Source organism: Bacteroidota bacterium, assembly GCA_016706865.1.
In the GTDB taxonomy this organism is placed as follows: Bacteria; Bacteroidota; Bacteroidia; order Chitinophagales; family BACL12; genus UBA7236.
Window position 1 is genome coordinate 365,922 of the sequence record JADJIS010000003.1, and the last position, 24,591, is coordinate 390,512.

At 35.2% G+C, this 24,591-nt stretch carries 24 protein-coding genes; 10 read left to right on the forward strand and 14 right to left on the reverse strand.

Translation table 11 applies throughout. The features are described from left to right. The first annotated feature begins 177 nt into the window (after positions 1-177). Genes IPI31_11160 through IPI31_11170 form a run of 3 tightly spaced genes read left to right on the forward strand, consistent with a single transcriptional unit; the run spans position 178 to position 2,943 of the window. Positions 178-1,506: a hypothetical protein gene (locus IPI31_11160; GenBank protein ID MBK7568369.1), complete on the forward strand. Its 1,329-nt coding sequence runs from the start codon at positions 178-180 to the stop codon at positions 1,504-1,506. A gap of 1 nt (position 1,507) precedes the next feature. Further along, entirely contained in the window at positions 1,508-2,485 is a 978-nt protein-coding gene (locus tag IPI31_11165) for a hypothetical protein (protein MBK7568370.1), read from the forward strand. Next, the gene (locus tag IPI31_11170) at positions 2,482-2,943 is read left to right on the forward strand and encodes a hypothetical protein (GenBank protein MBK7568371.1); all 462 of its coding nucleotides are present in this window, start codon (positions 2,482-2,484) and stop codon (positions 2,941-2,943) included. Before IPI31_11165 ends, IPI31_11170 begins: the two co-directional genes overlap by 4 nt. Before the next feature lie 41 nt (positions 2,944-2,984). On the opposite strand, the gene IPI31_11175 is transcribed toward IPI31_11170, so the two are convergent. After that, entirely contained in the window at positions 2,985-3,419 is a 435-nt protein-coding gene (locus IPI31_11175) for a DUF983 domain-containing protein (protein ID MBK7568372.1), read from the reverse strand. Next, positions 3,401-3,997, reverse strand: a complete 597-nt coding sequence (locus IPI31_11180) for a methyltransferase domain-containing protein (GenBank protein ID MBK7568373.1) — start codon at positions 3,995-3,997, stop codon at positions 3,401-3,403. The genes IPI31_11175 and IPI31_11180 overlap by 19 nt, the downstream gene beginning before the upstream one ends. Before the next feature lie 195 nt (positions 3,998-4,192). On the opposite strand from IPI31_11180, the gene hemA reads away from it, so the two are divergent. Both hemA and hemC read left to right on the forward strand, forming a co-directional pair. Next, a complete protein-coding gene (gene hemA / locus IPI31_11185; protein MBK7568374.1) occupies positions 4,193-5,419 on the forward strand; it encodes a glutamyl-tRNA reductase in 1,227 nt (408 codons plus the stop codon). 5 nt (positions 5,420-5,424) lie between these two features. After that, a complete protein-coding gene (gene hemC, locus IPI31_11190) occupies positions 5,425-6,999 on the forward strand; it encodes a hydroxymethylbilane synthase (protein ID MBK7568375.1) in 1,575 nt (524 codons plus the stop codon). 10 nt (positions 7,000-7,009) lie between these two features. Here the strand turns inward: hemC and IPI31_11195 are convergent, their stop codons facing one another. Beyond that, on the reverse strand, positions 7,010-7,981 hold the full coding sequence (locus tag IPI31_11195; GenBank protein MBK7568376.1) for a DUF1028 domain-containing protein: 972 nt from the start codon (positions 7,979-7,981) through the stop codon (positions 7,010-7,012). 202 nt (positions 7,982-8,183) lie between these two features. Between IPI31_11195 and IPI31_11200 the strand changes: the two genes are divergently transcribed. Next, positions 8,184-9,278, forward strand: a complete 1,095-nt coding sequence (locus IPI31_11200) for an SPASM domain-containing protein (protein ID MBK7568377.1) — start codon at positions 8,184-8,186, stop codon at positions 9,276-9,278. Here IPI31_11200 and IPI31_11205 read toward each other — a convergent pair. Next, positions 9,275-9,496, reverse strand: coding sequence for a hypothetical protein (locus tag IPI31_11205; protein ID MBK7568378.1), 222 nt, complete (start codon positions 9,494-9,496; stop codon positions 9,275-9,277). The two genes, IPI31_11200 and IPI31_11205, sit on opposite strands and share 4 nt — an antisense overlap. A 53-nt stretch (positions 9,497-9,549) precedes the next feature. On the opposite strand from IPI31_11205, the gene IPI31_11210 reads away from it, so the two are divergent. Next, positions 9,550-10,446, forward strand: coding sequence for a hypothetical protein (locus IPI31_11210; GenBank protein MBK7568379.1), 897 nt, complete (start codon positions 9,550-9,552; stop codon positions 10,444-10,446). 31 nt (positions 10,447-10,477) lie between these two features. Here IPI31_11210 and IPI31_11215 read toward each other — a convergent pair whose 3' ends face one another. The 6 genes from IPI31_11215 to IPI31_11240 form a co-directional block, all read right to left on the reverse strand. Continuing rightward, a complete protein-coding gene (locus IPI31_11215) occupies positions 10,478-11,074 on the reverse strand; it encodes a dephospho-CoA kinase (GenBank protein ID MBK7568380.1) in 597 nt (198 codons plus the stop codon). Next, on the reverse strand, positions 11,071-11,988 hold the full coding sequence (locus IPI31_11220; protein MBK7568381.1) for a YbbR-like domain-containing protein: 918 nt from the start codon (positions 11,986-11,988) through the stop codon (positions 11,071-11,073). Before IPI31_11220 ends, IPI31_11215 begins: the two co-directional genes overlap by 4 nt. 18 nt (positions 11,989-12,006) lie before the next feature. After that, the gene (yajC, locus tag IPI31_11225; GenBank protein ID MBK7568382.1) at positions 12,007-12,324 is read right to left on the reverse strand and encodes a preprotein translocase subunit YajC; all 318 of its coding nucleotides are present in this window, start codon (positions 12,322-12,324) and stop codon (positions 12,007-12,009) included. Between the two features lie 50 nt (positions 12,325-12,374). Further along, the gene (locus IPI31_11230) at positions 12,375-12,845 is read right to left on the reverse strand and encodes a DUF1573 domain-containing protein (protein ID MBK7568383.1); all 471 of its coding nucleotides are present in this window, start codon (positions 12,843-12,845) and stop codon (positions 12,375-12,377) included. Between the two features lie 16 nt (positions 12,846-12,861). Then, positions 12,862-13,803 (reverse strand): transcription antitermination factor NusB, encoded by a 942-nt coding sequence (nusB, locus tag IPI31_11235; protein MBK7568384.1) that lies wholly within the window; start codon positions 13,801-13,803, stop codon positions 12,862-12,864. A 99-nt stretch (positions 13,804-13,902) separates the two neighbouring features. Next, positions 13,903-15,000 (reverse strand): Glu/Leu/Phe/Val dehydrogenase, encoded by a 1,098-nt coding sequence (locus IPI31_11240; protein MBK7568385.1) that lies wholly within the window; start codon positions 14,998-15,000, stop codon positions 13,903-13,905. An 87-nt stretch (positions 15,001-15,087) separates the two neighbouring features. Here IPI31_11240 and IPI31_11245 point away from each other — a divergent pair, with 87 nt between their 5' ends. From IPI31_11245 to IPI31_11255, 3 genes are all read left to right on the forward strand, one after another. Beyond that, positions 15,088-16,854, forward strand: a complete 1,767-nt coding sequence (locus IPI31_11245; protein ID MBK7568386.1) for an ABC transporter ATP-binding protein — start codon at positions 15,088-15,090, stop codon at positions 16,852-16,854. Positions 16,855-16,952: 98 nt separating this feature from the next. Further along, positions 16,953-17,468 carry a DUF3276 family protein gene (locus IPI31_11250; GenBank protein MBK7568387.1) on the forward strand — a complete coding sequence of 172 codons (516 nt, stop codon included), beginning with the start codon at positions 16,953-16,955 and terminating at the stop codon, positions 17,466-17,468. Positions 17,469-17,780: 312 nt separating this feature from the next. Next, positions 17,781-19,010, forward strand: a complete 1,230-nt coding sequence (locus tag IPI31_11255) for a T9SS type A sorting domain-containing protein (GenBank protein ID MBK7568388.1) — start codon at positions 17,781-17,783, stop codon at positions 19,008-19,010. 33 nt (positions 19,011-19,043) lie between these two features. Here IPI31_11255 and IPI31_11260 read toward each other — a convergent pair whose 3' ends face one another. The 4 genes from IPI31_11260 to IPI31_11275 all read right to left on the reverse strand — a co-directional run bounded on the left by IPI31_11260 (position 19,044) and on the right by IPI31_11275 (position 24,551). After that, a complete protein-coding gene (locus tag IPI31_11260; protein MBK7568389.1) occupies positions 19,044-20,624 on the reverse strand; it encodes a T9SS type A sorting domain-containing protein in 1,581 nt (526 codons plus the stop codon). Between the two features lie 44 nt (positions 20,625-20,668). Continuing rightward, the gene (locus IPI31_11265; GenBank protein ID MBK7568390.1) at positions 20,669-21,079 is read right to left on the reverse strand and encodes a PAS domain-containing protein; all 411 of its coding nucleotides are present in this window, start codon (positions 21,077-21,079) and stop codon (positions 20,669-20,671) included. A 150-nt stretch (positions 21,080-21,229) separates the two neighbouring features. Further along, the gene (locus tag IPI31_11270) at positions 21,230-23,107 is read right to left on the reverse strand and encodes a T9SS type A sorting domain-containing protein (GenBank protein ID MBK7568391.1); all 1,878 of its coding nucleotides are present in this window, start codon (positions 23,105-23,107) and stop codon (positions 21,230-21,232) included. A 145-nt stretch (positions 23,108-23,252) separates the two neighbouring features. Next, positions 23,253-24,551 (reverse strand): MATE family efflux transporter, encoded by a 1,299-nt coding sequence (locus IPI31_11275; protein ID MBK7568392.1) that lies wholly within the window; start codon positions 24,549-24,551, stop codon positions 23,253-23,255. Positions 24,552-24,591 lie beyond the last annotated feature (40 nt).

The window sequence follows — 24,591 nt, forward strand, 5'->3', positions numbered from 1 at the left end:
AGGGAAGGGAGAAAATAAAATGAAAGAATGAATGAATGAAAGCATGAAAAAATAAATGTATTCATATTCGACATATAATCACAATAAATATGATCAGACAAAAAATACTTAACCTAAGATCTAAATTAAAATGTGATCACATTGTCAATTATCAATTATCAATTGTCAATTAAAAAGATGAACAGAAGAAAATTTATTCGAAATTCGGCAATGGCAGCAGCGGGGTTGATCGCTTCGCCATATATTCTTCCTGCAGGTACTTTTTCGAGGAGTTCAGGAGTGCGATTGGCTAATCATGTTGTATTAGTAATATTCGGCGGAGGAATTCGAAACCAGGAAACCGTAGAGCAACAATATTTAATAAATCAGGCTGCAGGTCCTTCTGGAAATATTATGCGCAATATGTTGTCAGGTGCGTCTCCTGCGTCTAACCTTGTATATAATATATGGGATACGGTTTCACCTGCTCCCTTAGCTACTAAAGGAACTTTATTCAAACACATGCGATATGCCAGTGGTCCAACGGGACATTTTAACGGACATACTGCAATCATCACCGGAAATTATACGCCGGAGAGTTTAAATTTATATGTAAATCCGGAAATGCCAACCATTTTTGAATATTATCGCAAACATAACGATCCTGTGAAAAGTGCATTAAATGCCTGGTGGATGTCGCTCGATCTTGGTCCATATGTAAATTTAAATTATAGCAATTCTCCCAATTATGGATCTTTATATGGTGCAAATCATATCAGCCCTTTAACTACTTTCGGAAATATTGGTTTCGATTATTTTTCTACCTTAAATGCCATGCATCCCGATGAGTTGAGCCGACTTGCAACAATTCGTTCGTTTCTTGATAGTAATTTTGATAGATCGGTTACAGATATTCCGGGCATCTCCAATATTGCCGAAGACAGAGAAGCAATTCAGGATTTTATTTTGAAATTAATTAAAGGAGAAATTCCAATTGAATGGCCTATTCCTGTTGGTACTCCTTATGATCAAATTACAGGTGACCTTTCTAATATTGCAATTTCCTGGAAAGTTCTTCAACAATTTCATCCTGAATTAATGGTGATAAATACTACAAATCTCGACATCTGTCACACCAATTTCAGCGATTATATTTCTTACTTACACAGAGCAGATTATGGTGTTGGTTGGTTATGGGAGAAAATTCAAAGCGATCCTGAAATGGCGAATGATACAATTATGATCTGTATACCTGAACATGGTAGAAATATGACACCCAATGTTATTGCAGATGCCAACGGATTATTTGCTTATGATCATACTGGTGATGAAAATTCACGAGATATATTTAGTTTAATTGTTGGTCCGCCTTCCGTTGTAAATCAAGGTCTGGAAGTTGGTGATGCAGAAGATCCCATTGGAGAAACGATTGATATTGTTCCGACGATCGCACATATTTTAGGATTTAAGGATAATATTCCCGGTGGATATTTATCGGGTTCCGTTTTAGAGCAAGCATTTGTATAAAATGAAAAACACCATTAAAATATTTTTATTTTTTTTAGCAATTGTTGTTTTTATAAACAGTTGTAAAAAAGAAATTATAAGAATAGAACCCGATCCTCCATTTAATCCTTTTGATACCATCAATTATTCTGATGGAGTGTTGGATGATATTCCTATCGACTCAAATAGTTTTTTGGGATTACATAAATATATATTCAGTCAAACCTGTGCTGTGCCGGGTTGTCATGACGGTTCATTTGAACCTGATTTCAGAACGGTGCAAAGTGCCTATAATACACTCGTTTATGCTCCCGTAATAAAAAATGACGCAGATGGAACCTTTAGTTGGAGAGTTGTTCCGGGTGATACTGCCTTTTCCTGGTTATATGAACGCATTACCACGGAAGATGAAATTTTGGGTCGAATGCCATTATACGATACCTTGTATCCAAATGAAAGACAAATAATTATTGATTGGATTTTAGATGGCGCAAAAGATGTTTTCGGACAGTCGCCAACGCTTGCCGATTTTCAACCGACAACTTATGGATTTATAGCATATCAAAATGATACAGATGGTATTCGCCTGGATACTATTCGCGCCGATTTTGTATCACCTGTTCAATTACCGGCATCTTCCAATGTGGAATTTTGGGTTGGAATTTATGATACCGATGAAAATCTTGTTTTCCAAAATCCTTCAAGTTATGTATCGAGCTCCATTAAAATATCTCAGGATGGATTATTTAATACAGGTGTAACAGAAATAGATTTTGAAGTGGAACCAAACTTTTTTCCATATTATGGTCCGTCCTATTATGATCCACTGTATATACTTCCTTATTGGCATCATTTTACAATTAATACCTCCGATTTTGAATCCGGTAAATTATATTTTTTGCGCATAAATGTTCAGGATAATTCGCATGATTATATCACCGAAATTCCTGATGATTCACAATTTTATATTATGACCTATTTTTCTTTTGTAATAGAATGATAAGAAAACCTTTCAATTTAATTGTGGTGATTGTGATGCTATTTGCAGGTTGCAAAAAGGAAGAGCCGATAATAAATCCACCTATGCCGGATGAACCCTATATTGAAATTCGATCAACTTCACCGGGTACTGTTACGGCCTTTGAAGACAGTATTGTTTTTATTATTTATTATGAAGATGGAAATGGCGATCTCGGATATAATTCACCCGATTCACTTTCCTTATTTGTAACTGACACCAGAATTCCTTTAACGGAATCGTTTTTTGTGCCGCTGCTTGCTCCTGAAGGTGCCGATATTGCTATTCAGGGGGAATTAAAGGTGGTTATGAATAATACCATTCTTGTTGATCCGGATGCTGCTTCTGAAAATGTAAATTTTGAAATACAATTGAAAGACAGGAGTGGGAATTTGAGTAATGTGGTTGTATCACAGAATATTACTGTTTTGCATCAGTAAAATCAGATGAGCACTTTTTCTAAGGTTAAAAATTTAAATATTTACAATTTCTTTTTCATTTTGTATGCTGCATCATACCCAATAAAATTATTAACTAAAATTGCTCTTCCCCACCTCATAATAAGTGGTTGTAAAACCAATAAAATAATTCCTATTAAAACCAATGAAATATTGATGGATATTGCTAACCACACCATAAACAAAACACATAAAAATCCAGTTATTATGATTACAATTGGATAACTCGTCCAAAGAGCTGCAGAATAAAATCCGGGTTCAAACTTATAACTAATGCCACAGTTGGTACATTTATCGGGCATACTTAAAGTGTATTTAAAATTATAGGGATTTTTATGCGTAAATAAATTACCCTCCTGGCACTTAGGGCATTTCAAATATACAATACTGTAAAATTGTGTTCCTTTTTTTACTTTTCCGAAAATACCCATGCTTGTGATTAATTTTCCTTTACCCAAAATTTTAATTCATTCTCAAAATCAGAATCCACTAATCTATAGTTATTCGGTACCTGATTAATATGCCCATAATAAGTTACCAATCTTGTATTAACCGGTAAATTTTCCAACTGCTCATACAAATAATTGGAGTAGTCGTAATACATTTGTTCCGCGATCAAAGCTGGGTTTTCAATCGTATCATTTTCTAAAATCAGTTCGTGAAAGGCATTATAAAAATAGATACCGGAATATCCTTTTAAGGAGATATTTTTTATATCATCGTGCAAAAACGTGATGTTTGGTACGTTTTCCTTTTTTTGAATCTTTTTACTGATATCACACAGTTTTTTTATTTTTTCCACCCCTGTAAAGTGTCCTTTTGTAGTTATGGCTCCAACAAAACAAAATTTGCCTGCTCCGGAGCCAATGTCCAATATTTTATCACCTTCCTTATATACAAGCCACGCGGCTGCTTTTGATGCAACTGATACCGGCGTCCAATGCACGGCTGATAAACGTTTAACCTCGTCCCCATAAATCATATCGAATGATTCATCAGTTAAAGTATTGGGCGACAATAATAATTTGATCGACATTTTAGTATGTGATACTCCCTATTGTAATGATAATCATTTATTAATTCCAATTTATACAATACCGAGGTGCATAACTTAATTCCCTTTTTGGAGAATTGTCATAGGCTTATGACAAATTCATGACAATTCCATGACCGTCTGTAAGGAATTTTGCAGCGCCTTTTTACGTAAGTAGTATATATATTTTAAGCGACGGTGAATCAATACAAAGTATTAACAGTTACCCATAAACAAGTTCCGGTTGAACAATTGAGGCATTATGTGATCAATTCGGATAAAGAAAGTAAGGATCTTGCCGAAAAACTCCATTTTATCAAAAAGGAGATGGGTTTGGATGAACTCATGTATTTGAATACCTGTAACAGGGTTACCTACTTTTTTACTACTACTGCTCCGATAACCGGAAATTTCACCACAAATTTTTTTAGGTCAGTAAATCCTCAGTTTGAAGCTTGTAATGCTATGCATTCTTCGTTCTATGAAGGTTCGCAGGCTTTAGAACATTTGTGCGAGGTAAGTGCTTCGCTCGATTCGATGGTTGTAGGTGAACGTGAGATCATTCGCCAGTTGAGGGTTGCTTATGAGGATTCGAAGGATATGCAATTAACCGGAGATGATATCCGACTTGCAATGAAATTTTTGATCCCGGCTGCAAAAAAAATATATTCCGAGACCAAAATTGCAGAAAAACCTGTTTCTATTGTTTCGCTGGCAGCCTTAAAATTGCGACAATTTAAGTTACCAGTTAACACGCGGTTTTTACTAATCGGTGCAGGAGAAACTATATCGCATATGTGTGATTATCTCCTGGATTTAGGATTTAAAAATTTTACTGTTTTTAATCGCACATTAATTAATGCAGAAAAACTTGCATCTTCAATTCATGGAAGAGCTTTTCCTTTATCCGAATTAATTAATTATAACGAGGGATTTGATGTTATAATTACCTCAACATCCTCCCACAAGAAAGAAATATCGGAAAATATTTATAAGGCACTTATTGGGGATGATACTACGAAAAAAATAATAATTGATCTCGCCATTCCACTGGATACGGAGGAAAGTGTAATTTCCAATTTTCCTGTTGAATATATTCAAATTGATGATCTGCGTTCCATCGCTCAAAAAAATCTCGCGTCAAGAAAAGCAGAGGTGATAAAAGCAAAACATCTTGTGCATCAGTTTGTAAAGGATTTTCAGACTGCCTATGTTGATAGGATGGTGGAGAAGGCGCATAGCATTATTCCATTAAAATTAAATGAGATCAGAAAAAAAGCAGTGGAAGAAGTTTACGTAAAAGAAATTGCTGCATTAGACAATAATTCAAAAGAAGTTATTGATAAGTTACTAGATTATATGGAAAAAAAATATCTTGCACTCACCATGGCATCTTCAAAAGAGGCAAGACACCATAAACACTGAGATTTATGGAAAAAACTATCATTATTGGTTCACGGGGTAGTGATCTTGCTCTATGGCAGGCAAATTTTTTGCAAGAGGAATTAAAAGAACTTGGTTTTGTTTCTGAAATTCAAATAATTAAGACCCAAGGTGATAAAATTCAACATTTGAGTCTGGAAAAACTCGAAGGAAAAGGATTTTTCACAAAAGAAATTGAAGATGCGCTCTTAAATAATTCTATTGACGTTGCCGTACATTCACATAAAGATCTTCCTACAGATTTTACACCGGGATTAACTATAGCTGCAGTATCGCACCGTGAAGATCCATCTGAATTAATTTTGATAAGGAAGGATTGTGTTGATCCATTAAAAATTTTTCAGGTAAAAGAAAATGCTGTAATTGGAACTTCTTCTTCCCGCAGAAATGTGCAGTTAAAATTTTTTCGTCCTGATCTTAATTGTGAAGATATACGTGGTAATGTTCCGACAAGAATTGAAAAATTGCGTAAGGGTGATTTTGATGCCATTGTACTCGCGTTTGCCGGTGTTCATCGCCTGCGATTGAATCTTGATGATCTGCATGTGGTGAAGGTGAAACCACAAAAAGTAGTACCCGCTCCCGCGCAAGGGGTGCTGGCCTTTCAATGCAGGGACAAGGATGATCTTATTATAAATATTTTACAAAAAATAAATGATGTTGATGTTGCGGAAACTATTAAAGTGGAACGCAAGGTCATGAATTTATTTCAAGGTGGTTGCCATATGCCTTTAGGAGTGTATTGTGAGGAAAAAAATATGGAATATCATGTTTGGGTAGCACAAGCTGATGATAAAGGAACGGGTTTAAAAAGATTGTACTTAAAATCAAATTCCACAGATAAATTAGCGCAACGAATATTTCAAATACTAACACAAACACAAAATAAAAAGGTGTTTATTTCTTCACCATCTTTGGGTTTCGAAAATCATTTACAGATATTAAATAATGCAGGATTTTTAGTTGAATCAGTGTCGTTTGTCGATATAAACAGAATTGAAATAAACAATGATCTTACATTGGATGCATTTGATTGGATGTTTTTTTCCAGCAAGAATGGAGTTATTCATTTTTTTGAGCAAATAAATTCTCTCCCCGAAAAAATAAAAATAGCTGCAATTGGTGCCGAAACTGCAAAAATGGTTCAGAGATATGGTTACAAGGTTGATTTTATTGGCGAAGGTGAAAATGCAATAATATCAGATGCATTTATTGCTTTGGCCGAAGGAGAAAAAATTTTATTTCCGGGAGCTCAAAATCGTCAGCCCGATATTCAGGAAATAATTTCAAAATATTGCAGAACTACTGCGTTATCTGTATATAATAATAATGCTTTCTCCACCCAAAAAATTGAAGCGGATATTTTAGTATTTACCAGCAGTTTAAATGTGGAGGGTTATTTGATGCAAAATTTCATCAATTCAAATCACACCGTTATTGCAATTGGTTCCAATACAAAGAAGTATCTATTGGAACGCGGATTCGCGAATGTAATCACACCTCCGCAAAAATCGCTGTTGAGTATAGCTGAATTGATCTGCGGATTACAAGAAACAGAATAACCTTTTAAATTTATTCCACAATTATTTTTCCGGAGGTAACACGGTCATCCTTTGTGAGTATATATAAATATATTCCTCTTCCCCAATCAGCGCTATTTATTGTTATGGAATTTTTTCCGTTGATATTTTCGGTGAATAATAATCTTCCATTGAGGTCATAAATTTCTATATCATCAAATTTATCATTCAAACTAAAAATGATAACATCCATGGAAGGTTGCGGATAAATTACCGGTGCCGCATCATTATTTCTGATGTCGTGCAAACCAGTAAAATCACAGCCACCCAATGCATCAAATATTGTTTGTAAAGAATCTATCGGATCAACACTATCGCCTTCCACATCTGTAACTTTAAGATCGAGCCAGAGACTATTTGCAGCATCAGTTGGTTTAGCCACACGAATAAAGGAAGATAAAGCAGAAATTCCGGCATCCAAACAACGTGTATCAGCACCAGGAACTTTTGCTCCCTGAAGAGCAGCCATTAATTTACAAGCTAAATTTCCATCGGTATTGATGAAATTTGTTTCCATGCCATCCAAAATTTCAGGTCCCAATAAAATATTTCCCTGAATTGCGTAGGTAGTTCCCGTAAGATGTCCTTTCCATTCGCTGCAACTTTCGCCTGTAAAAGCAGCACTTCTGCCTCCATCCCCAAGATCAACCACGCCATATTGACGTATTGTAGAATTGTTAAAAAAATCGTTTAATACTAAGGAATCAATAATTGCCAAAGGTGCAACTCCTGAGTCCATAAGGTGTTCAGCATAATTTTGATTACCCGGAACATAATAAGCCTGAGTATGAATAACTCCCACTCCCGGATGAACATCACTGATAATATGTGAATTTTCTATACAAGACGCACCTGCACTGCCAACCTCACCGGTAACAGGGTCAACTGCACATATAGAAAATGTATGTTGCGCAAATAATGGAGTGCAAATGAAGAATATTAAAGCGGAAATTACCTGTTTCATAGTTTTTGATTTCTCGTCAAAGGTAAGAATTTAGCGTGAAGCCTTCGAAAGTAACATTATTTAGAATGCTATTTTTAGAAATAGTCTTTAGTTAGAAAATTATCTTTTCCGTATATCAAACCTTTATGTAGTATTTACAGTTGCATTTTCAGAGTAAAAATAGCGCTACTCTTCGTAATTTTGCAGGCTCATGGCATTTGGTATAAACAGCAGAAGAATTAAAAAAGCGATCCGGCGATTAAAAAGTTTACCCGGAGGGATCAACTTTTTTCGATATACCTCCAATAAAATGTATGGCTGGTATCTTAAAAGAATTAAAAGTACCAAAGTTGCCCATCCCTCCTCCATAATGTTGGAGGTTACCAATCACTGTAATTTAAAATGCATCACTTGTCCACGCGAATACCAATATGGTGAAGATATGGATAAGGGATTTATGGATATTAAACAATTAAAAAAGGTTGTTGATGAAGTGTATCCTTATGTTGATTCCATCGGATTAACAGGTTTAGGTGAAACGCTTATGTATAAACAACTTCCTGAAGCACTTAAATATATACGTTCAAAAAATAAAGGGATCATTACAACAATTTCCATAAATGCACATCTGCCAAATAGCATTGAAATTGTAAAGTCCATTGCAGATGATCTTGATACTTTGCAAATATCAATGGATGGAGTAGGAGAGACCTATGAAAATGTACGTCTGCGAGGAGAGTTTAAATTGTTTTATGATAATGTTAAGGCGATAGTAGAATATTGTAAAGATAAAAGAGCAGATGTGATGTTCAATTTTGTTGCAATAAAAGAAAATTATTTCAACATGGCTGAAGTTGTGGAAGCTGCAAGCGAATTAGGTGTTGATTATATTAATATCACACCATTTAATGTTGCAGCGGTTACTGCGCATGATATCAGTTATTACGATTTCTTTCACAGCGATGCATTTAAAAATGAATTAAAAAGAGCAAAGGATAAAGCAGACGAACTTAAAAATGTTGTGCTCACCCTTTGGGATGTAAAATCAAAAAATGAATTCAAAAAATGTCATCTCCCCTGGGGACATTTTTATATCAGTTGGGATGGATATGCAACACCATGTTGTGCCAAACCTTTTCCCAAAGAGCTGAACTTCGGGCATGTTTTTGAAGATGGGTTATTAAAATGTCTTAACTCTCCCGGTTATCGTCAGTTCCGCCAATTATGGTATGAAAATAAAACACCCCAGTTTTGTGAAAAATGTCATATGGTTGATCTGAAACCAATTGATCTTCTTTTCGAACTTCCCGTAAATTAATTACCTAAAACGTATTGCCAGAAAAATAAACCGGATAAAAGGAGTAGTCCGATAAGAAACATCCATTTGAAGCGGTTTCTGCTCCGCGAAAATATATGTTCCATTTTATTTTGAGTGGCAGGTGCAAATTTTAGTTTACCCCACATCCACAAAGTGCCGACAATAAAGAACAGGAGAAAAAATATATCCTTGATAAGATCAAAGGTTGCGGCGGTCATAAATTTTTATTTGTAGATGAAATATGTATTTTTGAATATCCAACTACAAAAGTATGCGAATAAGACCTATATCCACACTATTTATCATGATTTTATTGATCTCAGTATCTTATGGTCAGGTGTGGACTCTCGATAAAAATGAATTGTATGTCAATCTTTCCTTCAGTAATTCCGCTTATGATATGGCATATGATAGCACGGGAGAGATTAAAACACTACCTGTGAATGTTAATGATAGAACGATCCAATTATTTGCTCAATATGGAATTTCTGATAAATTGACACTGCAGGTTGCCGTTCCCTTTAAAATTTTATCTACCGAAGCTGATCTTACAGAATTTAATGCCATAGAAGGAAACTATTTGGAAACCGGAACACTAAATTATTTTGGAAATATTGAAGTGGGGGGATTATATAAATTTATAGATGATAAACCTATGGTTTCCATTTCATTTTTTGTTGAAGCAAATACCATGGATTATAATTATTTTACAGGATTACAATCAGGATTCAATAGTTTCGGATTTAAACCCGGTGCAGGTGTTGGATGGGGTTTTAATAAAACATGGTTCAGTTATTATTTAGGTGGCGATCTGAGAACAAATAATTACAGCAGCGCAATTTTATCTAATTTAGAAGTGGGTTATAAACCTGTTCCCTACTTGTATGCGGCCGGAGATCTATTTGTAAAACGATCGTTACAAGCTGGTGGAGATTGTGATTGTACAAATACATATACTTCACTTTATTTAAATGATCAGGATTATTTTGCCTATGCATTAAAAGCAGGATTTATTTATAAGGATTGGGGACTTAATTTTGGTTATAACGGTGCTTTTTCTGCTTCTAATTTACCTGCCGAAGGAATTATTACTATTGGGTTAGAGTATAAAGGAGTAATTATTAAAAATCCTGATGAAAAAAATACAATAATTACACCGAAGTTTTAAAAGTTCATATTTTTATAGCTTCAGCCGTACATTATTTATTCGCTTTTTCCGTAAGTTTTTCGTGAATTCTTAAAACCTGCCTTATTAATGGTGTTGCTCCATCGTTGTAAATAACATAATTGCTGAGGGTAATTTTTTCCTCTTCAGGCATTTGATTATTAATGCGGGCTAAAATTTCCTCTTCTGATAGTCCATCTCTTTTTTTAATGCGATCAATACGAACTTCGAGCGGAGCAGTAACACAAATTATGGTATCTAATTTTTTGTAACTGCCTGTTTCAAATAATAATGCAGCCTCTTCTAATATGTAGTCAAATTGTTGATGGCGACGCATCCATTTTTCCACGTCATCATAAACTGCAGGGTGAACTATGGCATTATATTTTTCCAATACTTCCGGAAAATTAAATACAACAGCTGCTATTCTTTTTTTATTTATATTATTTTGTGCATCGTAGGCATCATCTCCCAACAATTTTTTAATTTTTTTGATGAGTGTCGTATCTGTAGTAATTAATTCTTTTGCCCGATCATCAGCATAATAAACAGGAACTCCCAATACTTCAAATATTTTGCAGACAGTGGTTTTGCCACTTCCGATCCCACCTGTAATTCCTGCTTTTATCATTTTGGTTTAGTAGTATATAGGAACGCCGGAATGGTATTTATATTTTGTGCACCTTCCGGATATTTCACGTTAATAATGTTAAATCTATGGTTAACGGAATCGTATCTTGTAATAAACTGGAAACCTTCACCATTGGTTGTTGTTATATTTTTATTTTCAGTGGTATAATTTACAACAACCGTTTTAAGATCTTTCGTACCCGGAATAGGAATAAGCGTAGTAAAGGAATGTATGGTATATGGCGATATCATAATTTTATATGATACAACAATAGCCGACATCTGAATATTATTCTGATCGGGATATTCCAATGCAACAGAACCTTTGTATAAAGTATCGACAGGTGAAATTTCGATGGGTTCTGTTGGCCAGAATTCCGTTTCTCCAATCAGGGATTCAGCTCCGGAAATAGTAATAGAATCGGGTTCAATAAAAATGGAATCAATTCCAAAGGCGTTTTTATTTGTAGCAGATGTAGTAATAAAAACAGGTATACTTTTTGATATTAGTTCATCAAATTGCATATTTAATGTATCCGGCGAAATATGTAATATCTGATAAACTGCGGGTAATTCCTGACTGAAAATTGAAATATTATTATTTGTAAGCAAGAGCTCCTTGTCTGTATAATTAATAAGATCCAGCGATAAGGAACGATTAAAAAAATATTCTTTTAATAGGTTCCATCCACTTGTTCTCACAAGTATACTTGCTTCATCAGGGAGTTTAATGGTATTTACTTTGTTATCTGCAAGTTTGTAGTTTAATTCCACTGCAATTATATCTTCCTGTGGTTCAGATAAAACATTGAGCAGCCATAACATTATAGCAAGAACCAGGCAAAATATAATACGAATTATATTTCTGCCCGGTTTTGGTTTTACTGAACGAGAATAAGAATCAGTAAATGTCAATTAAATAAATTGAATTGATTAAGATTGTTGTTTACGCGCGGCAACAGCTTTTGTAAAATCTAAAGATATTACTGATTTTTCGATACGCACTTTGGTATTGGTATCTACTTCGATAAGATAAGTATCTTCATCAACTTTTAAGATCTTACCGTGCACTCCGCCTATGGTAACAATCTTGTCGCCAACCTTAATTTCATTTAAAAATGATTTTTGTTCTTTTGCTTTTTTAGATTGCGGACGTATCATAAAAAAATAAAGGATCAGAAAAAACAATACAAAAAATGCAATGCTCATAAAACTGGAAGATCCTGAAGATTCGCCACCGCTTGGTGCCATTAGAAATACTAAATTATTGATCATGTTTGTTAGTTTTTGGTTATTTTGGTTTATTTATCTTTTGGAACAATTACAACACCCTTAATTATAATTCTGCTTTCAGCAGGGTTTGTATTTGCAGTTACTGTTACGGTTTTATTAAAAGGACCACTTTTATTTTTACTGTCGAAACCCACTTTAATTACGCCCGATTCACCGGGTGCAATAGGTTCAGTTGGCCATTCCGGTTTTGTACATCCACAAGTACCTCTGGCACTGGAAATTATAAGATCATATTTTCCGGTATTGGTGAATTTAAATTCTGTGTGTACAACTTCGTTTTGTATCATCTCCCCAAAATCATTTAGGTCGCGTTCAAAGGTGATGGTGGTTAAATTTTCCACTACATCAGTGGAAAGTTTTTTCTCCTCACCGGATTCAGCAGTAGTATTTACAGTTGCAGGTTTGTCTTTACAGGAAATCAAGGTTCCTGCTGCAAAAAAAGCGAGGATAAGAACGATGGAATTTAGTTTTGATCTCATAGTACAAATTTAAGGGTTATTCGATTAAACCACGGCCTGTTTTTATAATCTGGCCGTTTGATTTCATTTCATTCATAAGTTTGTCAAGTATACCGTTTATGAATTCTCTGCTTTTGGGTGTGCTGTATAATTTAGAAATGTCGAGATATTCGTTTATGGTAACTTTAATTGGAATGGTAGGAATAAATAAAAATTCAGTGATGGCCATTTTCATTAGAATTCGGTCTATCAGCGATACACGGTCAAGTTCCCAATTCTGCAGTTTTGATTTTATCAGCTCGTCAAAGTGAGCATCTTCCTCCATGGTTTTTCCGACTAAAGTATCGGCAAATCGCTGTTCCTCTTCGCTGATATGAAAATCGAAAAGTGCTTTTTCATTTTGTGATGAAATGGATTTAGCTCTAAAAAATTCCTCCATCAAACCTTTCACAATAAATTCATCATCAGCCCAGGTTCCCACCACATTTTCCATGTGCTCATCAAAATATTCATTTTTCAATAAAAAATTATCGAAAATTTCCTGCACTATCTTTTTATCTCCTGTTTCATCACTTACTTCTGCAGCATATTTTTCATAAGGTTTAAATTCCTTCATTTGATTGTAGATCATTTTCACGATCTCTTCATCAACCCAATCAAGTAATTTTTCCTTTTTGAGTTTGCTTTGAAAATATTGATTTTCCCAAAGCGTGTTTATTAAATGATTTCTGAAAAATTTAACAGGAAAATTGAGATCCTGTTCTGTAGGTAAATATTTATTTTTTTTAATATGTGCTTCCAGTTCAACCTGGTGCGCCATTTCAGTAATAAAATGCAAACCATACAAATACGCTAAATGCGAATTGTTGATGCTATAATTTAACTGTTTTAGTGCTGATCTCACATCCATATTGTCGGTACTCGAAACAATATACAATGTTTGCATTGCCTTAATTCTTAATCCTCTTCTGCTCAGCATTTCAAGTAACGAAAGTTAGTAAATATTAAATATTTTTTTATAAAATAATTGATAACAGGATTATGACAAAATAATTATCCTGTAATCGCTCATTTTCTATTATAATCTTGAATTCATATGTGCAATAGCCGCTACTCTTTCTTCTGCAATTCTGTTTGCTGCAGCTTGCGTTGTAATATTTTCTTTTCTCGCAATATCAAATATTTCCAAAGCACGTGTATAAATGATCTCTGTTTTTTGTAATGCTCGTTCTCTGTTATAACCTTCCAACTCAGAATAACAATTGATCAAACCACCGGCATTAATTAAATAATCAGGTGCATATAAAATTCCGCGATCAATTAATTCGCGGCCATGTTTTTTTTCATCCTTTAACTGATTATTTGCAGCGCCGGCAATAACACTACATTTTAATTTCTGAATAGTTTCATCATTAATAGTTGCACCTAAGGCACATGGAGCATAAATATCCATTGCAGTGTCATAAATGGCATCTTTACCAATTACTTCCACATTGTGTTTTGAAGTGATCTTGTTTATTCTGTCCTCACTAATGTCAGAGATCATTACAACTGCTTCTTCCTTCAATAATCTCTCCACTAAATGATATCCAACATTTCCGACACCCTGTACCAACACTTTTTTGCCTTTAAGGTTATCACTGCCTGTTGAAAATTTAACAGCAGCTTTCAATCCTAAAAAAACACCGTAAGCAGTAACAGGTGAGGGATCGCCACCTCCACCCATTTCTTCGGGTTTTCCGGCAACGTGATTCGTTTCCATGGCAATAAATTCCATATCGCCCGTAGAAGTTCCAACATCTTCGGCAGTAATATATTTTCCATTCAACGATTCCACAAAACGTCCATAACGGCGAAAAAGAGGTTCGCGGTTGAAGGTGGTTTTAGAATCTCCGATTATAACAGCCTTTCCTCCACCAAGATTCAAACCGCTGATAGCTGCTTTATAGGTCATGCCCCGCGATAAACGCAAAACATCAATGATGGCTTCATTTTCATTGGTATAATTCCAGAAGCGGGTACCGCCAAGTGCGGGACCGAGAGTGGTATTATGTACTGCAATGATGGCTTTTAAACCACTTTTTTTGTCGGTGCAGAAAACCATTTGTTCATGTTCCATTTCCAACATTGTTGAAAAAATTTCACCATTGGCCAGCTGCAGAGAAGTATTAGACATAAATGAACATTTATTTTTGGAGGCACAAAGATAGAAGAAGTTAAACAGAGAAGAAACTTTTGAATGGTTTTATAGCTTTGCACTTGCATGCAACATCTGAAATCGCTCAACTTTTATTTTTTAAAATATAAATGGCTGTTCCTCACAGGGACCCTGTTTGTAGCACTTTCGAATGTTTTTCAGGTTTTTGCTCCGCATTATATCGGTGATATGATCGACCTGGTGGAAAAAAATATGGATGTGTTAAAAAATGGGACTGGAATTCCATCCACTGTTTTAAATACTTTATTGCTTTTTGCAGGATTATTTGTTGGATTCACCTTATTGCGTGGTATTTGTATGTTTTTTATGCGGCAAACCATCATTATCATGAGCCGGCATATAGAATTTGACCAAAAAAATGCCTTGTTCGCCAAGTATGAAACTTTAACCCCGGCATTTTTTAAAAGAAACAATACCGGTGATCTTATGAGCAGGGTAGCAGAGGACGTTGGGCGCGTAAGACAATATGTTGGTCCGGCAGTAATGTATTTCATCAACCTCGTATTTAACTCCGTGCTTGCTATCTGGATGATGGTGCACATTAGTCCTTCCCTGGCTCTATATGTATTGATCCCATTGCCTATACTTTCCGTTTCCATTTATTTTGTGAATAGTATCATCAACAAAAAAAGTGAATTAATTCAGGCTCAATTATCAAATCTCACCAGTATTGCGCAGGAATCATTTTCAGGGATCAGGGTGATACAAGCCTATGCACAGGAGGAAAAGGAAGGGATCTATTTTGAAGAGAACTGTGAAAAGTATAAAAACCTTTCGCTGAGTTTGTCGAGAGTGGATGCACTTTTTCAACCGCTGATGGTATTTCTTATTGGAATGAGCGTGCTCATCACCATTTTTGCGGGTGGAATGCAGGTAATGAACGACAAGATAAGTCCCGGTGATCTTGCTGAGTTCCTTTTTTATATAAATATGTTGACCTGGCCGGTTACCTCTTTGGGGTGGGTAGTTTCTATCGTTCAAAGAGCCGCAGCATCACAAAAACGCATAAATGAATTTTTATTGATCGAGCCGGATATTGTATCTGCAAATAAATTAAAACGCAATATCAAAGGGAAAATAAGGTTTGAGGATGTTACATTCACCTATCCGGATACAGGTGTTACCGCTTTAAAAAATATTTCATTCACTATAGAACCCGGTGAAAAAGTTGCGATAGTTGGCAGGACAGGCGCAGGAAAAAGCACCATTGGCGAATTACTTTTCCGGCTTTATGATCCTGATTCGGGAAATATTTATATAGATGATATTCCGATCAAGGAGTATAATCTGGAGGATCTTAGAAAGGGAATGAGTGTTGTGCCTCAGGATGTTTTCCTATTTTCAGATACAATTAAGAATAATATTTCCTTTTCAAACCGAAAAGCAACTGAGGAAGAGGTAAAACGTTATGCTGCCTTTGCCTCGATCAAGGATGAAATTGAACTTTTTAAGGATGGTTTTAATACGATGGTGGGGGAGAGAGGGGTAACACTCAGTGGAGGTCAAAAGCAGCGTGTCTCCATTGCAAGGGCGTTTTTGAAGAATGCACCGGTTATTTTGATGGATGATAGTTTAAGTGCGGTTGACAGCAACACCGAAAAGACAATTCTAGGCAATATGAGAACATATCTGGAGGAAAAAACTGCAATTATAATAACGCACAGGATCTTCTCCCTGCTTGAATTTGACCAGATTTTAGTGCTGGATAAACAAACTATTTCTGAACGCGGAACTCATGAGTCGCTTTTGGAAAGAAAGGGCATTTATTATGGGATTTACGAATCTCAGCGGCGCGAAGAAAACAATTTATAAAATAAAAAGTTTGATTTTTACACTTGAATTTTCAAAATCTTTATATATTTCGGAAAATTTGAAGTCACCCAACACTAAAAAAACAAAAAACGACCACAGTGGAGAACGAAAACAGCCAGCGAAACGACAGCGTATTTTCAAGAAAAATACGTGCAGGAAGACGCAGAACGTATTTTTTTGATGTTAGAACAACAAAAGCGAATGATTATTACCTTACCATTACCGAAAGCAAGAAGCGTTTTGATGGAAATGGGTATGAGCGACATAAACTTTTCATCTATAAAGAAGATTTCAACAAATTTCTTGAGGAAATGACTCTGGTTGTTGATCATATTAAAGGTTTAATGCCTGATTTTGATTTTGATGCCTTTGCGCATAAATATGATGAACAATCAGGTTCTGATATGGACAGAGAAAATAACCATATGGCGTTTTCTGAAAATCATTCTGAAAATCACCGCGATTCTTCTATGGATAATATGGAAGAAAATCATAGCATGGATAACCATGATATTATTAATGAAGAAGATCTTAAATTAGATAATGAAATTAAAAATGATCAACACCACGGTCATCATGATAACACACATATAGATGATGATTTGAAACTGTAACCGGTCATTTTATTTATCAGGAAGGGAGATGTGAACTATCTCCCTTTTTTTATGGAAATTAGTGAGGGTTTAAGCGTATAAATTATTCTCTTGACTATTTTAATCTATTGAAATTTTAGCACCCTAAAAAGACTCAATCTATTTGAAATTATTTACTTGATGAAAACTATAGGTGATCATAATTGAAATATGCACAATCTCAGCACATATTTCAAAATGTATTGGATATTGCGATATAATGGCGGAAAGGGGTGATAATTGTCCTTTTTTACGATATAAGTCGAGTTTATTTTTGGTGTAAGATTGGACAATATGATTAAGCTGAATTCATTTTTTATTTTAATGTTGTTAACAATAAAACTAAACTTTGTTTACGCTCAAAATATAGTGCCAAATAATGGTTTTGAAACGTATACTAGTCTGCCAACAGGATATGGACAATGGTATAAAGCAACCGGTTGGCTAAATTTAAACGGTGTTGCCCTATTTATCTGGCCTTATGCAAGTGCCGATTATTTGCATAATACTGGTAGTGGAGGTGTAGATCTGCCAGTATCAACTTTTGCCACCGTAAATCCACAGTCTGGGAATGCAGTTATGGGATTTGTAACATATTATTTACCTGCACCTGAATTCAGAGAATATATTTCCATACAATTTACCACTCCAATGATTGCCGGAACCCCTTATACAGTTTCCTTTTGGGTAACAAACGGAACAGCGGGATACTATTGTAATTCCTCGGCAAATCATTTTGGTATCAGGTTATCTGTTGCACCATTATCACAGGTGGATCACGAACCCATAGGTGGAATTCCGCAATTAGAATATCCGGGAGAAATTTGGAGTCCTACCTGGCAATATGTGTCATTCAATTATATCCCTGATCAAAATTATAATTATATTACAATTGGTAATTTTTATAATGACGCTTCAACAACTCATACTATTCAGGTGGCAGGAATTTCTACAGGAGCCTATTATTTTATTGATGAGGTGGTTGTAACACCCGCAGTGCCTTTACCTGTATCTTTAACGCAATTCGGAGCAGAATTAAATGGAGATAAAATTGACCTGACATGGAAAACAGAAAGCGAATTGAATTGCGATAACTTCAGAATTCAAAAATCAATTGACGGGAATAATTTTACAGATATCGGAACCGTAAAATGTGCAGGAACCAGCAATAATTTGCTATCTTATTTATTTTCCGATGAAAAGCCAGTGTCCGGATATAATTTTTATAGGTTGATTGCAGTGGATATAAATGAATTAGAAAATTTTTCAGAAATTGTTTTGGTAAATTATTCTGATATATCCCCTTTAATTTCGCCCAACCCTTGCTCTCAATTTTTTAATATTGATGGTATGGGCGGAAATTATAATGTAACAATTTTCGATGTGGAAGGAAAAGAGGTATTCTCAAAAATTAATATAAATGATCATCAAACGATAGATATAACGAATCTGCATTCAGGAATTTATTTCGTTTTTATAAGTTCTGAAAACACTAATATTGTTAAAGAATTAGCGGTTAAATAAAAATATCATACTTTACATAATTAACCTACCTGCTTAATTTTTGGTAATTTGTCTGCTGATCTCTTTATTATTGTTCCCCACTATTTTAACGGTGTAATTTCCGCTCTGAAGATGGGTGATATCAATATTAACCAGATTGCGATTTACATCATTAAGTTGGAATACACAACTTCCCAAAATATCATAAATTAATATGTTGTCAATTGTTTTATATTCAATACTAATTAAATCTGACGATGGATTTGGATAAATAGTAATCAGCTCTTTGGATTCGCTTGCAATATTTTGAATGCCTGTGCCAGCTAAAGTAAGGGCAGATATTTTATTAAACCAAATGTTTAAATTTCCATCGCGTGTATCACCCCATGCAGCATATATAGTATCATTGATCATGGCATTACACATAAAATCATTGCCATTTCCTAGTAATACATCATCAAATTCAACAAGGGTATTTGATATTTTAAAATTATTGGAAAATTCCAGTGAGTCTTTCCAGCGAATGGCACCATAAATTTCGGAGGAAACACTAAAACCGGTATCAGTAGCACTTCTTCTATCGCGCCAACTCACTAAAAGATCTCCATCCAGATCAAAATTTGCCCAAACGAGATCCTGCATTTTTCCGGAATTAATTGGGTCATCATTTATGCGAATTTGATCATTCCATGTATTTCCTGCATTAAATGTTTCCAATAAGTAAATATCTGCATCACCCTCTGTTTGTAAAATGGTAAAGAATGCAAGATGATCTGCATTTATTGGATCGCACTTTAATAAATATCCGACCTTGGCGCTTGTATCCGTAATTAATTCATCACCTGCTGATTCAATAACCTCATGATAATTAAATGTTCCACCGGCATTTGAACTGGATGCTAAAATAAATCGCGGTAAAATGTTTTCTGTAAATTCCCATGCCGGATAAATGGTATGAAAAGTTCCGTTCAACGATACTGCTGGTGTTGCCATCGGAGCCTGAATAAAATTGCCTATTCGCCAACCCATGGTATCAATATTTCGCCAATCATTAAAACTCATTCCATTATTTGTGGAGGAAATAAAATAATTTCTATTGGGAAATGGAATCCAGGGTGCAGGTTTTGTGGTAATATAAATATTGCCATCAGTAACTCCTCCCGATTTATCAATCACCATCCACGGGCGGTCTATCGGTAATTCCATTCCGTCGGCAAAAGCATCAATTACTTCTGTTGGTTCTTCCCAGGTTAAGCCGCCATCCGTTGATTTATAAACTAATACCGCACCTGCTGTTCCCGCGGGATTGTAATCGATAAAAGATAAAAAAACATTACCATCACTGTCAAAATCCATAGATGGGTCAGCTGATGTAAAGCCGGATGTGGTATGCGGTATTTCAATAATATCACTCCAGCTGTTTCCTCCGTTAAAACTCACACGTTCTTTTATTTTGACGAGTTCAAATCCATCAAATCCCATCCAGACAATAATAATATGTTGCTGGTTTTGCGGATTAACAAGCATATAAGGTTCGCCATCGAAAATATTGCCCTCCGATATATTTGTTGATTGAGAAAAAAGGGAAGTGAAGATAAATCCTGAAAGAAAAAAAACAAGTAACAGATACCTCATGTTTGTTTGACTTAAAAAAGTAAATTTTGTTTAACGGTAGAAATTTATTTTTTCAACAATTTTTGTCTTCCTTTCGCCGCTACTAAAATTCCATTTTCTATGATTCCTTTCATGGAATTGAGAAAATAAACTGATTTTCCATCTTTATCGGTTTCTTTTGATTCGGCGTCCTTAATGTCGTAATTACTTTTTATAAAGGCTTCCAAAAATTCGAGATTTGATTGTGTTGCGGGCAACAGATCCTCAAGTCGGGCGCCAATTAATTGTTCGGGTTCCGCAAACCCATACATCTCGCACATGGTCTGGTTGCAACCTGTTAATACTCCATTTTCGTAAAACATGGTTATTTGTTGAGCGACAGAAAGTGTAATAGATAAGGGCTTTTCAAGAGTTATTACCCAAATACCTTCATTTTCTTCAATAAATTCTCCCTCAAATTGATGTTTTATATCCATGGTTGTCGTGTTTTACCGGAGACCAAAATGTGCCTGAATTCTACACCAAATTAATAAATTTTAGTGAATTCCCAAATATATGGCAAGGAAATGGAAAATAAGGTATGTATATACAGAGTTTGCATTTACCAGGCGTGGGACAAAATTCTATTATCGTGAAATGGAAAAGGATTTTACATTCTTTTCTATATTGCATCGTATACTTAAAAGATAATTAGCAACAGGAAATTGTTTTATCTCAATGTTAAGAGAATTAAATCCTTTTTCAGCTTTGAAATTTTGTGTGAACATTAATTCACCATTCATATTAAATATTTCGATGTTGGTAAGATCCTTATTATTGGAAACAAAGGATAATAATATTTGTTCAACGGCAGGATTTGGTGATAATTGAATATTTGTTATCGATCTAACGCTTTCTAGCTCCGGTTTCTCCTTTTCAATAAATTCTTCCGTACATCCGTCGATTGTAAAATGTACCATATTGGTTGACCATTTTGGTGATTTATTATACTGAGCGGTGAACCAAAATGAACCATCAACCGGATCTGTTACTATACCATTGTAATCGCCATAATCCAATTTTTGATTGGGTGAAGTTCCTTCTTTAAAAATTGCTTCTGATGTTGTCATCAGATTTAAAGGATCACAAGCTGCGCGACCAACCACACGCATTCCGGGATATAATGTTTCACCTGTTATATTATATCCCAAAGCGATACTACCTTCTGCATTAATTGAAATACTGGAAATAAACCGGTGATCATCGTCAGGAGCATAAGTGCCTTGTTGATATACGAACCATTCACCGGCGGGATATTTTCGTAATTCATACCATCTTATTCCGGCTGTTCCTTCACCATCCGCATTACAAATATGTGTTGCGACAATGGATTGATGAGTTCCGAAATTCATATATTTCGATTTATCCGTAATAAAATTGCTGAGTGGCCATAATTTAGTTTCAGAACCTTGTTGTGGCAAACAGGAAAGTGCTTCAAATCCACAGAGGTCGCTGTTGTAATTATCGATTGGCAGATCTAACGGTCCCGACATGGTAGACGTTAACGGAGCATCCCAATTAATATTTAATTCAAATAATTCCATTTGATCGGTTTCGGGAATCGCACCGAACCATGCATCATCAACTACACGCGCAATTATTGCAGGTTCATCTTCAGGAACTCCGGCACTACCAATAACATTTATCGGTGCAAGGCCTTGCCATTTCCAATGTATCACTCTTTGTGGTTGAAACATTAAAACAGGAGAGGAGAGTGTTCCCGATAAAATTTCTGCTCTGTTTAAAACATATACTGCCGGTTTAGCAGGTTTATTAGCTGCAATGGTAATTATATACGAATCTCCCCACACCGCTAATTTTTCGTAATCAGGGAATCCTGCCGGAGTATCAAAAACATACATAAACCATGCACCTGTTGGGTCGGAGGTTTGCGATGCAGCTATACGCAATTTATTATCTGTTCCCGAAAAAAGAAAAGATATTACCCACCGGTCAGCTTGTTCATCATAAATAATATTCGGGTCACCATAATCGAAAAATCCGGATAACTCTAAAAAGGAAATTTTATCAATTAAAATATCCCCGCTTTTATTCCAAACACGTAAATAAGAGAATAAATAATTGGTATTAATAATTTGCACAACATGATCAGGACCAACTGCAATATTATTATCTGACCGAAGGTAATTAGATTTTAATCCTTCATAATTATCTAAAATAGTTAATCCGGTTACTTCTGTTTTAAAGAAAGTTGTTTGTAATGCATCGTCAATAAGTTTCATGTTTTTATTTGCAGAAATATTTTCCATATTCCGCTCCTCATCTTCATGTTGTTTTATCTTAACAAAGGCATCCTTTTCATTATTTCCCGGATGTTGTATATCGGTCATTTTTTTAGATACACCCAGGTAGGTAATCGGAACAGCAGTAGGCATCTCCATTTCCGTTTGTCCATAAACTACCTTCTGACCAATTATTAGTAACAAAAAAAATATTTTTTTCATTCTATATTATTTAAAGCCAAGTTAATACTATGAAATCAAAAAAAAATTTTAAATACCTCCTCAAATCCTAAAAACCCTACCAAATTTTTTTTCAAAGAAAAAAAATAAAATCCGCGAAATCCGTGTAATCCATTAAAATCAGCGATCAAACTTTGTATTCTTTCCAGCGCCCACTCTTCAAATATTTCCAGCACAACCAGGCCAAAACAAGCCAATAAACTATTTCACTTGTCCATGCCACGGTAAGATTTACATTAAGTACTTTTATCAATATCACCACATAAACCATATACACGATGAGAGTAATAAAAACGAGTAATAAAGAATATCTTGTAGCTCCTGTGCCTGTAACCGCCCTGAAAAGTATGCTCGAAACCGCCATTATTATCAAACAAACTCCAACAATTCTAACAGGGTTGGTTGCGAGTTGGATAATAGTATCGTCATTCGTAAATATCTGAATGAACCCCTGAGGATAGATCATAATAAATAAGAAGAAGAGCACGGAGAATCCGAGAGCAACTATTATTACTTTCCTCAACAAAACAAATATTTCATCCTGACGCCCCTGACCAATAAGATTACTTATCAGACTATTGGTGGCATTTGCAATTCCCCAGGTAGTAATTCCCAAAACCATATATACTTCCTTAGCAACATTGGAAGCAGCAAGTGAAGCAGGTCCCATTTTTTCTATCATAAGAAAAAAGATAACCCAGGTTCCGGTGGAGAGTATATGTTGTAAAACAACAGGCCCGGATAAATTAAGTCCCGCTTTAACCAATGGCCAGTCAAATCGTGAGAACTTGAACAACCCGAATTGTTTTCTGAATTTGGAAAATATCAGGTAGAAAAAATTCAATCCGCAAGCAGCAGTGGATGATATTAATGATGCCAAACCTGCACCCGCTATTCCCATTTCCGGAAATCCCATTTTGCCAAAAACAAGGTTATAATTAAAGAACACATTCACCACTAACATTAGAATTGCACTGTAGGTAATTATCTGATTATTGCCGATGCTGGTATAAAATCCCAAAATAGTAAAGGCGAATACTGCAAAAAAGATCTCAAAGTTCCTGTAATGAAGATAGGTCATCCCCGCCTCATAAACTGCCTGAGAACTGAACATCGGTTTAAGAATTATAGGAACCAAAAATTCTAAGAACAGATAAAGCAGTATCGCGACACCCATTAAAAATATGAGGTTATTATTGAATATTCTCCCAATGGATTCCGGATTATTTTCACCTGCCCTTCGCGCTATAATGATCTGAAAACCAACGGATAAGCCGTATGGAATCATTGTTAAGGTGATATAGATCAAGGCAGCAACACCTGCTGCCGCAAGCTCCGTTTCACCCACCCTTCCCATAAACGCAACGCCGATCAAACTGATCAGATTATTGAACAAACTGCTTATCATAAGCGGCAAGCTCAACATGATGATTTGTTTATATGACAGGTTTATTTGCAATGGCTGT

Coding starts and splice junctions, on each gene's coding strand:
- IPI31_11160 (MBK7568369.1), top strand. CDS start 178: ATGAACAGAAGAAAATTTATTCGAAATTCGGCAATGGCAGCAGCGGGG.
- IPI31_11165 (MBK7568370.1), top strand. CDS start 1,508: ATGAAAAACACCATTAAAATATTTTTATTTTTTTTAGCAATTGTTGTT.
- IPI31_11170 (MBK7568371.1), top strand. CDS start 2,482: ATGATAAGAAAACCTTTCAATTTAATTGTGGTGATTGTGATGCTATTT.
- IPI31_11180 (MBK7568373.1), bottom strand. CDS start 3,997: ATGTCGATCAAATTATTATTGTCGCCCAATACTTTAACTGATGAATCA.
- hemC (MBK7568375.1), top strand. CDS start 5,425: ATGGAAAAAACTATCATTATTGGTTCACGGGGTAGTGATCTTGCTCTA.
- IPI31_11195 (MBK7568376.1), bottom strand. CDS start 7,981: ATGAAACAGGTAATTTCCGCTTTAATATTCTTCATTTGCACTCCATTA.
- IPI31_11205 (MBK7568378.1), bottom strand. CDS start 9,496: ATGACCGCCGCAACCTTTGATCTTATCAAGGATATATTTTTTCTCCTG.
- IPI31_11210 (MBK7568379.1), top strand. CDS start 9,550: ATGCGAATAAGACCTATATCCACACTATTTATCATGATTTTATTGATC.
- IPI31_11215 (MBK7568380.1), bottom strand. CDS start 11,074: ATGATAAAAGCAGGAATTACAGGTGGGATCGGAAGTGGCAAAACCACT.
- yajC (MBK7568382.1), bottom strand. CDS start 12,324: ATGGCACCAAGCGGTGGCGAATCTTCAGGATCTTCCAGTTTTATGAGC.
- IPI31_11230 (MBK7568383.1), bottom strand. CDS start 12,845: ATGAGATCAAAACTAAATTCCATCGTTCTTATCCTCGCTTTTTTTGCA.
- nusB (MBK7568384.1), bottom strand. CDS start 13,803: ATGCTGAGCAGAAGAGGATTAAGAATTAAGGCAATGCAAACATTGTAT.
- IPI31_11240 (MBK7568385.1), bottom strand. CDS start 15,000: ATGTCTAATACTTCTCTGCAGCTGGCCAATGGTGAAATTTTTTCAACA.
- IPI31_11245 (MBK7568386.1), top strand. CDS start 15,088: ATGCAACATCTGAAATCGCTCAACTTTTATTTTTTAAAATATAAATGG.
- IPI31_11255 (MBK7568388.1), top strand. CDS start 17,781: ATGATTAAGCTGAATTCATTTTTTATTTTAATGTTGTTAACAATAAAA.
- IPI31_11260 (MBK7568389.1), bottom strand. CDS start 20,624: ATGAGGTATCTGTTACTTGTTTTTTTTCTTTCAGGATTTATCTTCACT.
- IPI31_11265 (MBK7568390.1), bottom strand. CDS start 21,079: ATGGATATAAAACATCAATTTGAGGGAGAATTTATTGAAGAAAATGAA.
- IPI31_11270 (MBK7568391.1), bottom strand. CDS start 23,107: ATGAAAAAAATATTTTTTTTGTTACTAATAATTGGTCAGAAGGTAGTT.
- IPI31_11275 (MBK7568392.1), bottom strand. CDS start 24,551: ATGTTGAGCTTGCCGCTTATGATAAGCAGTTTGTTCAATAATCTGATC.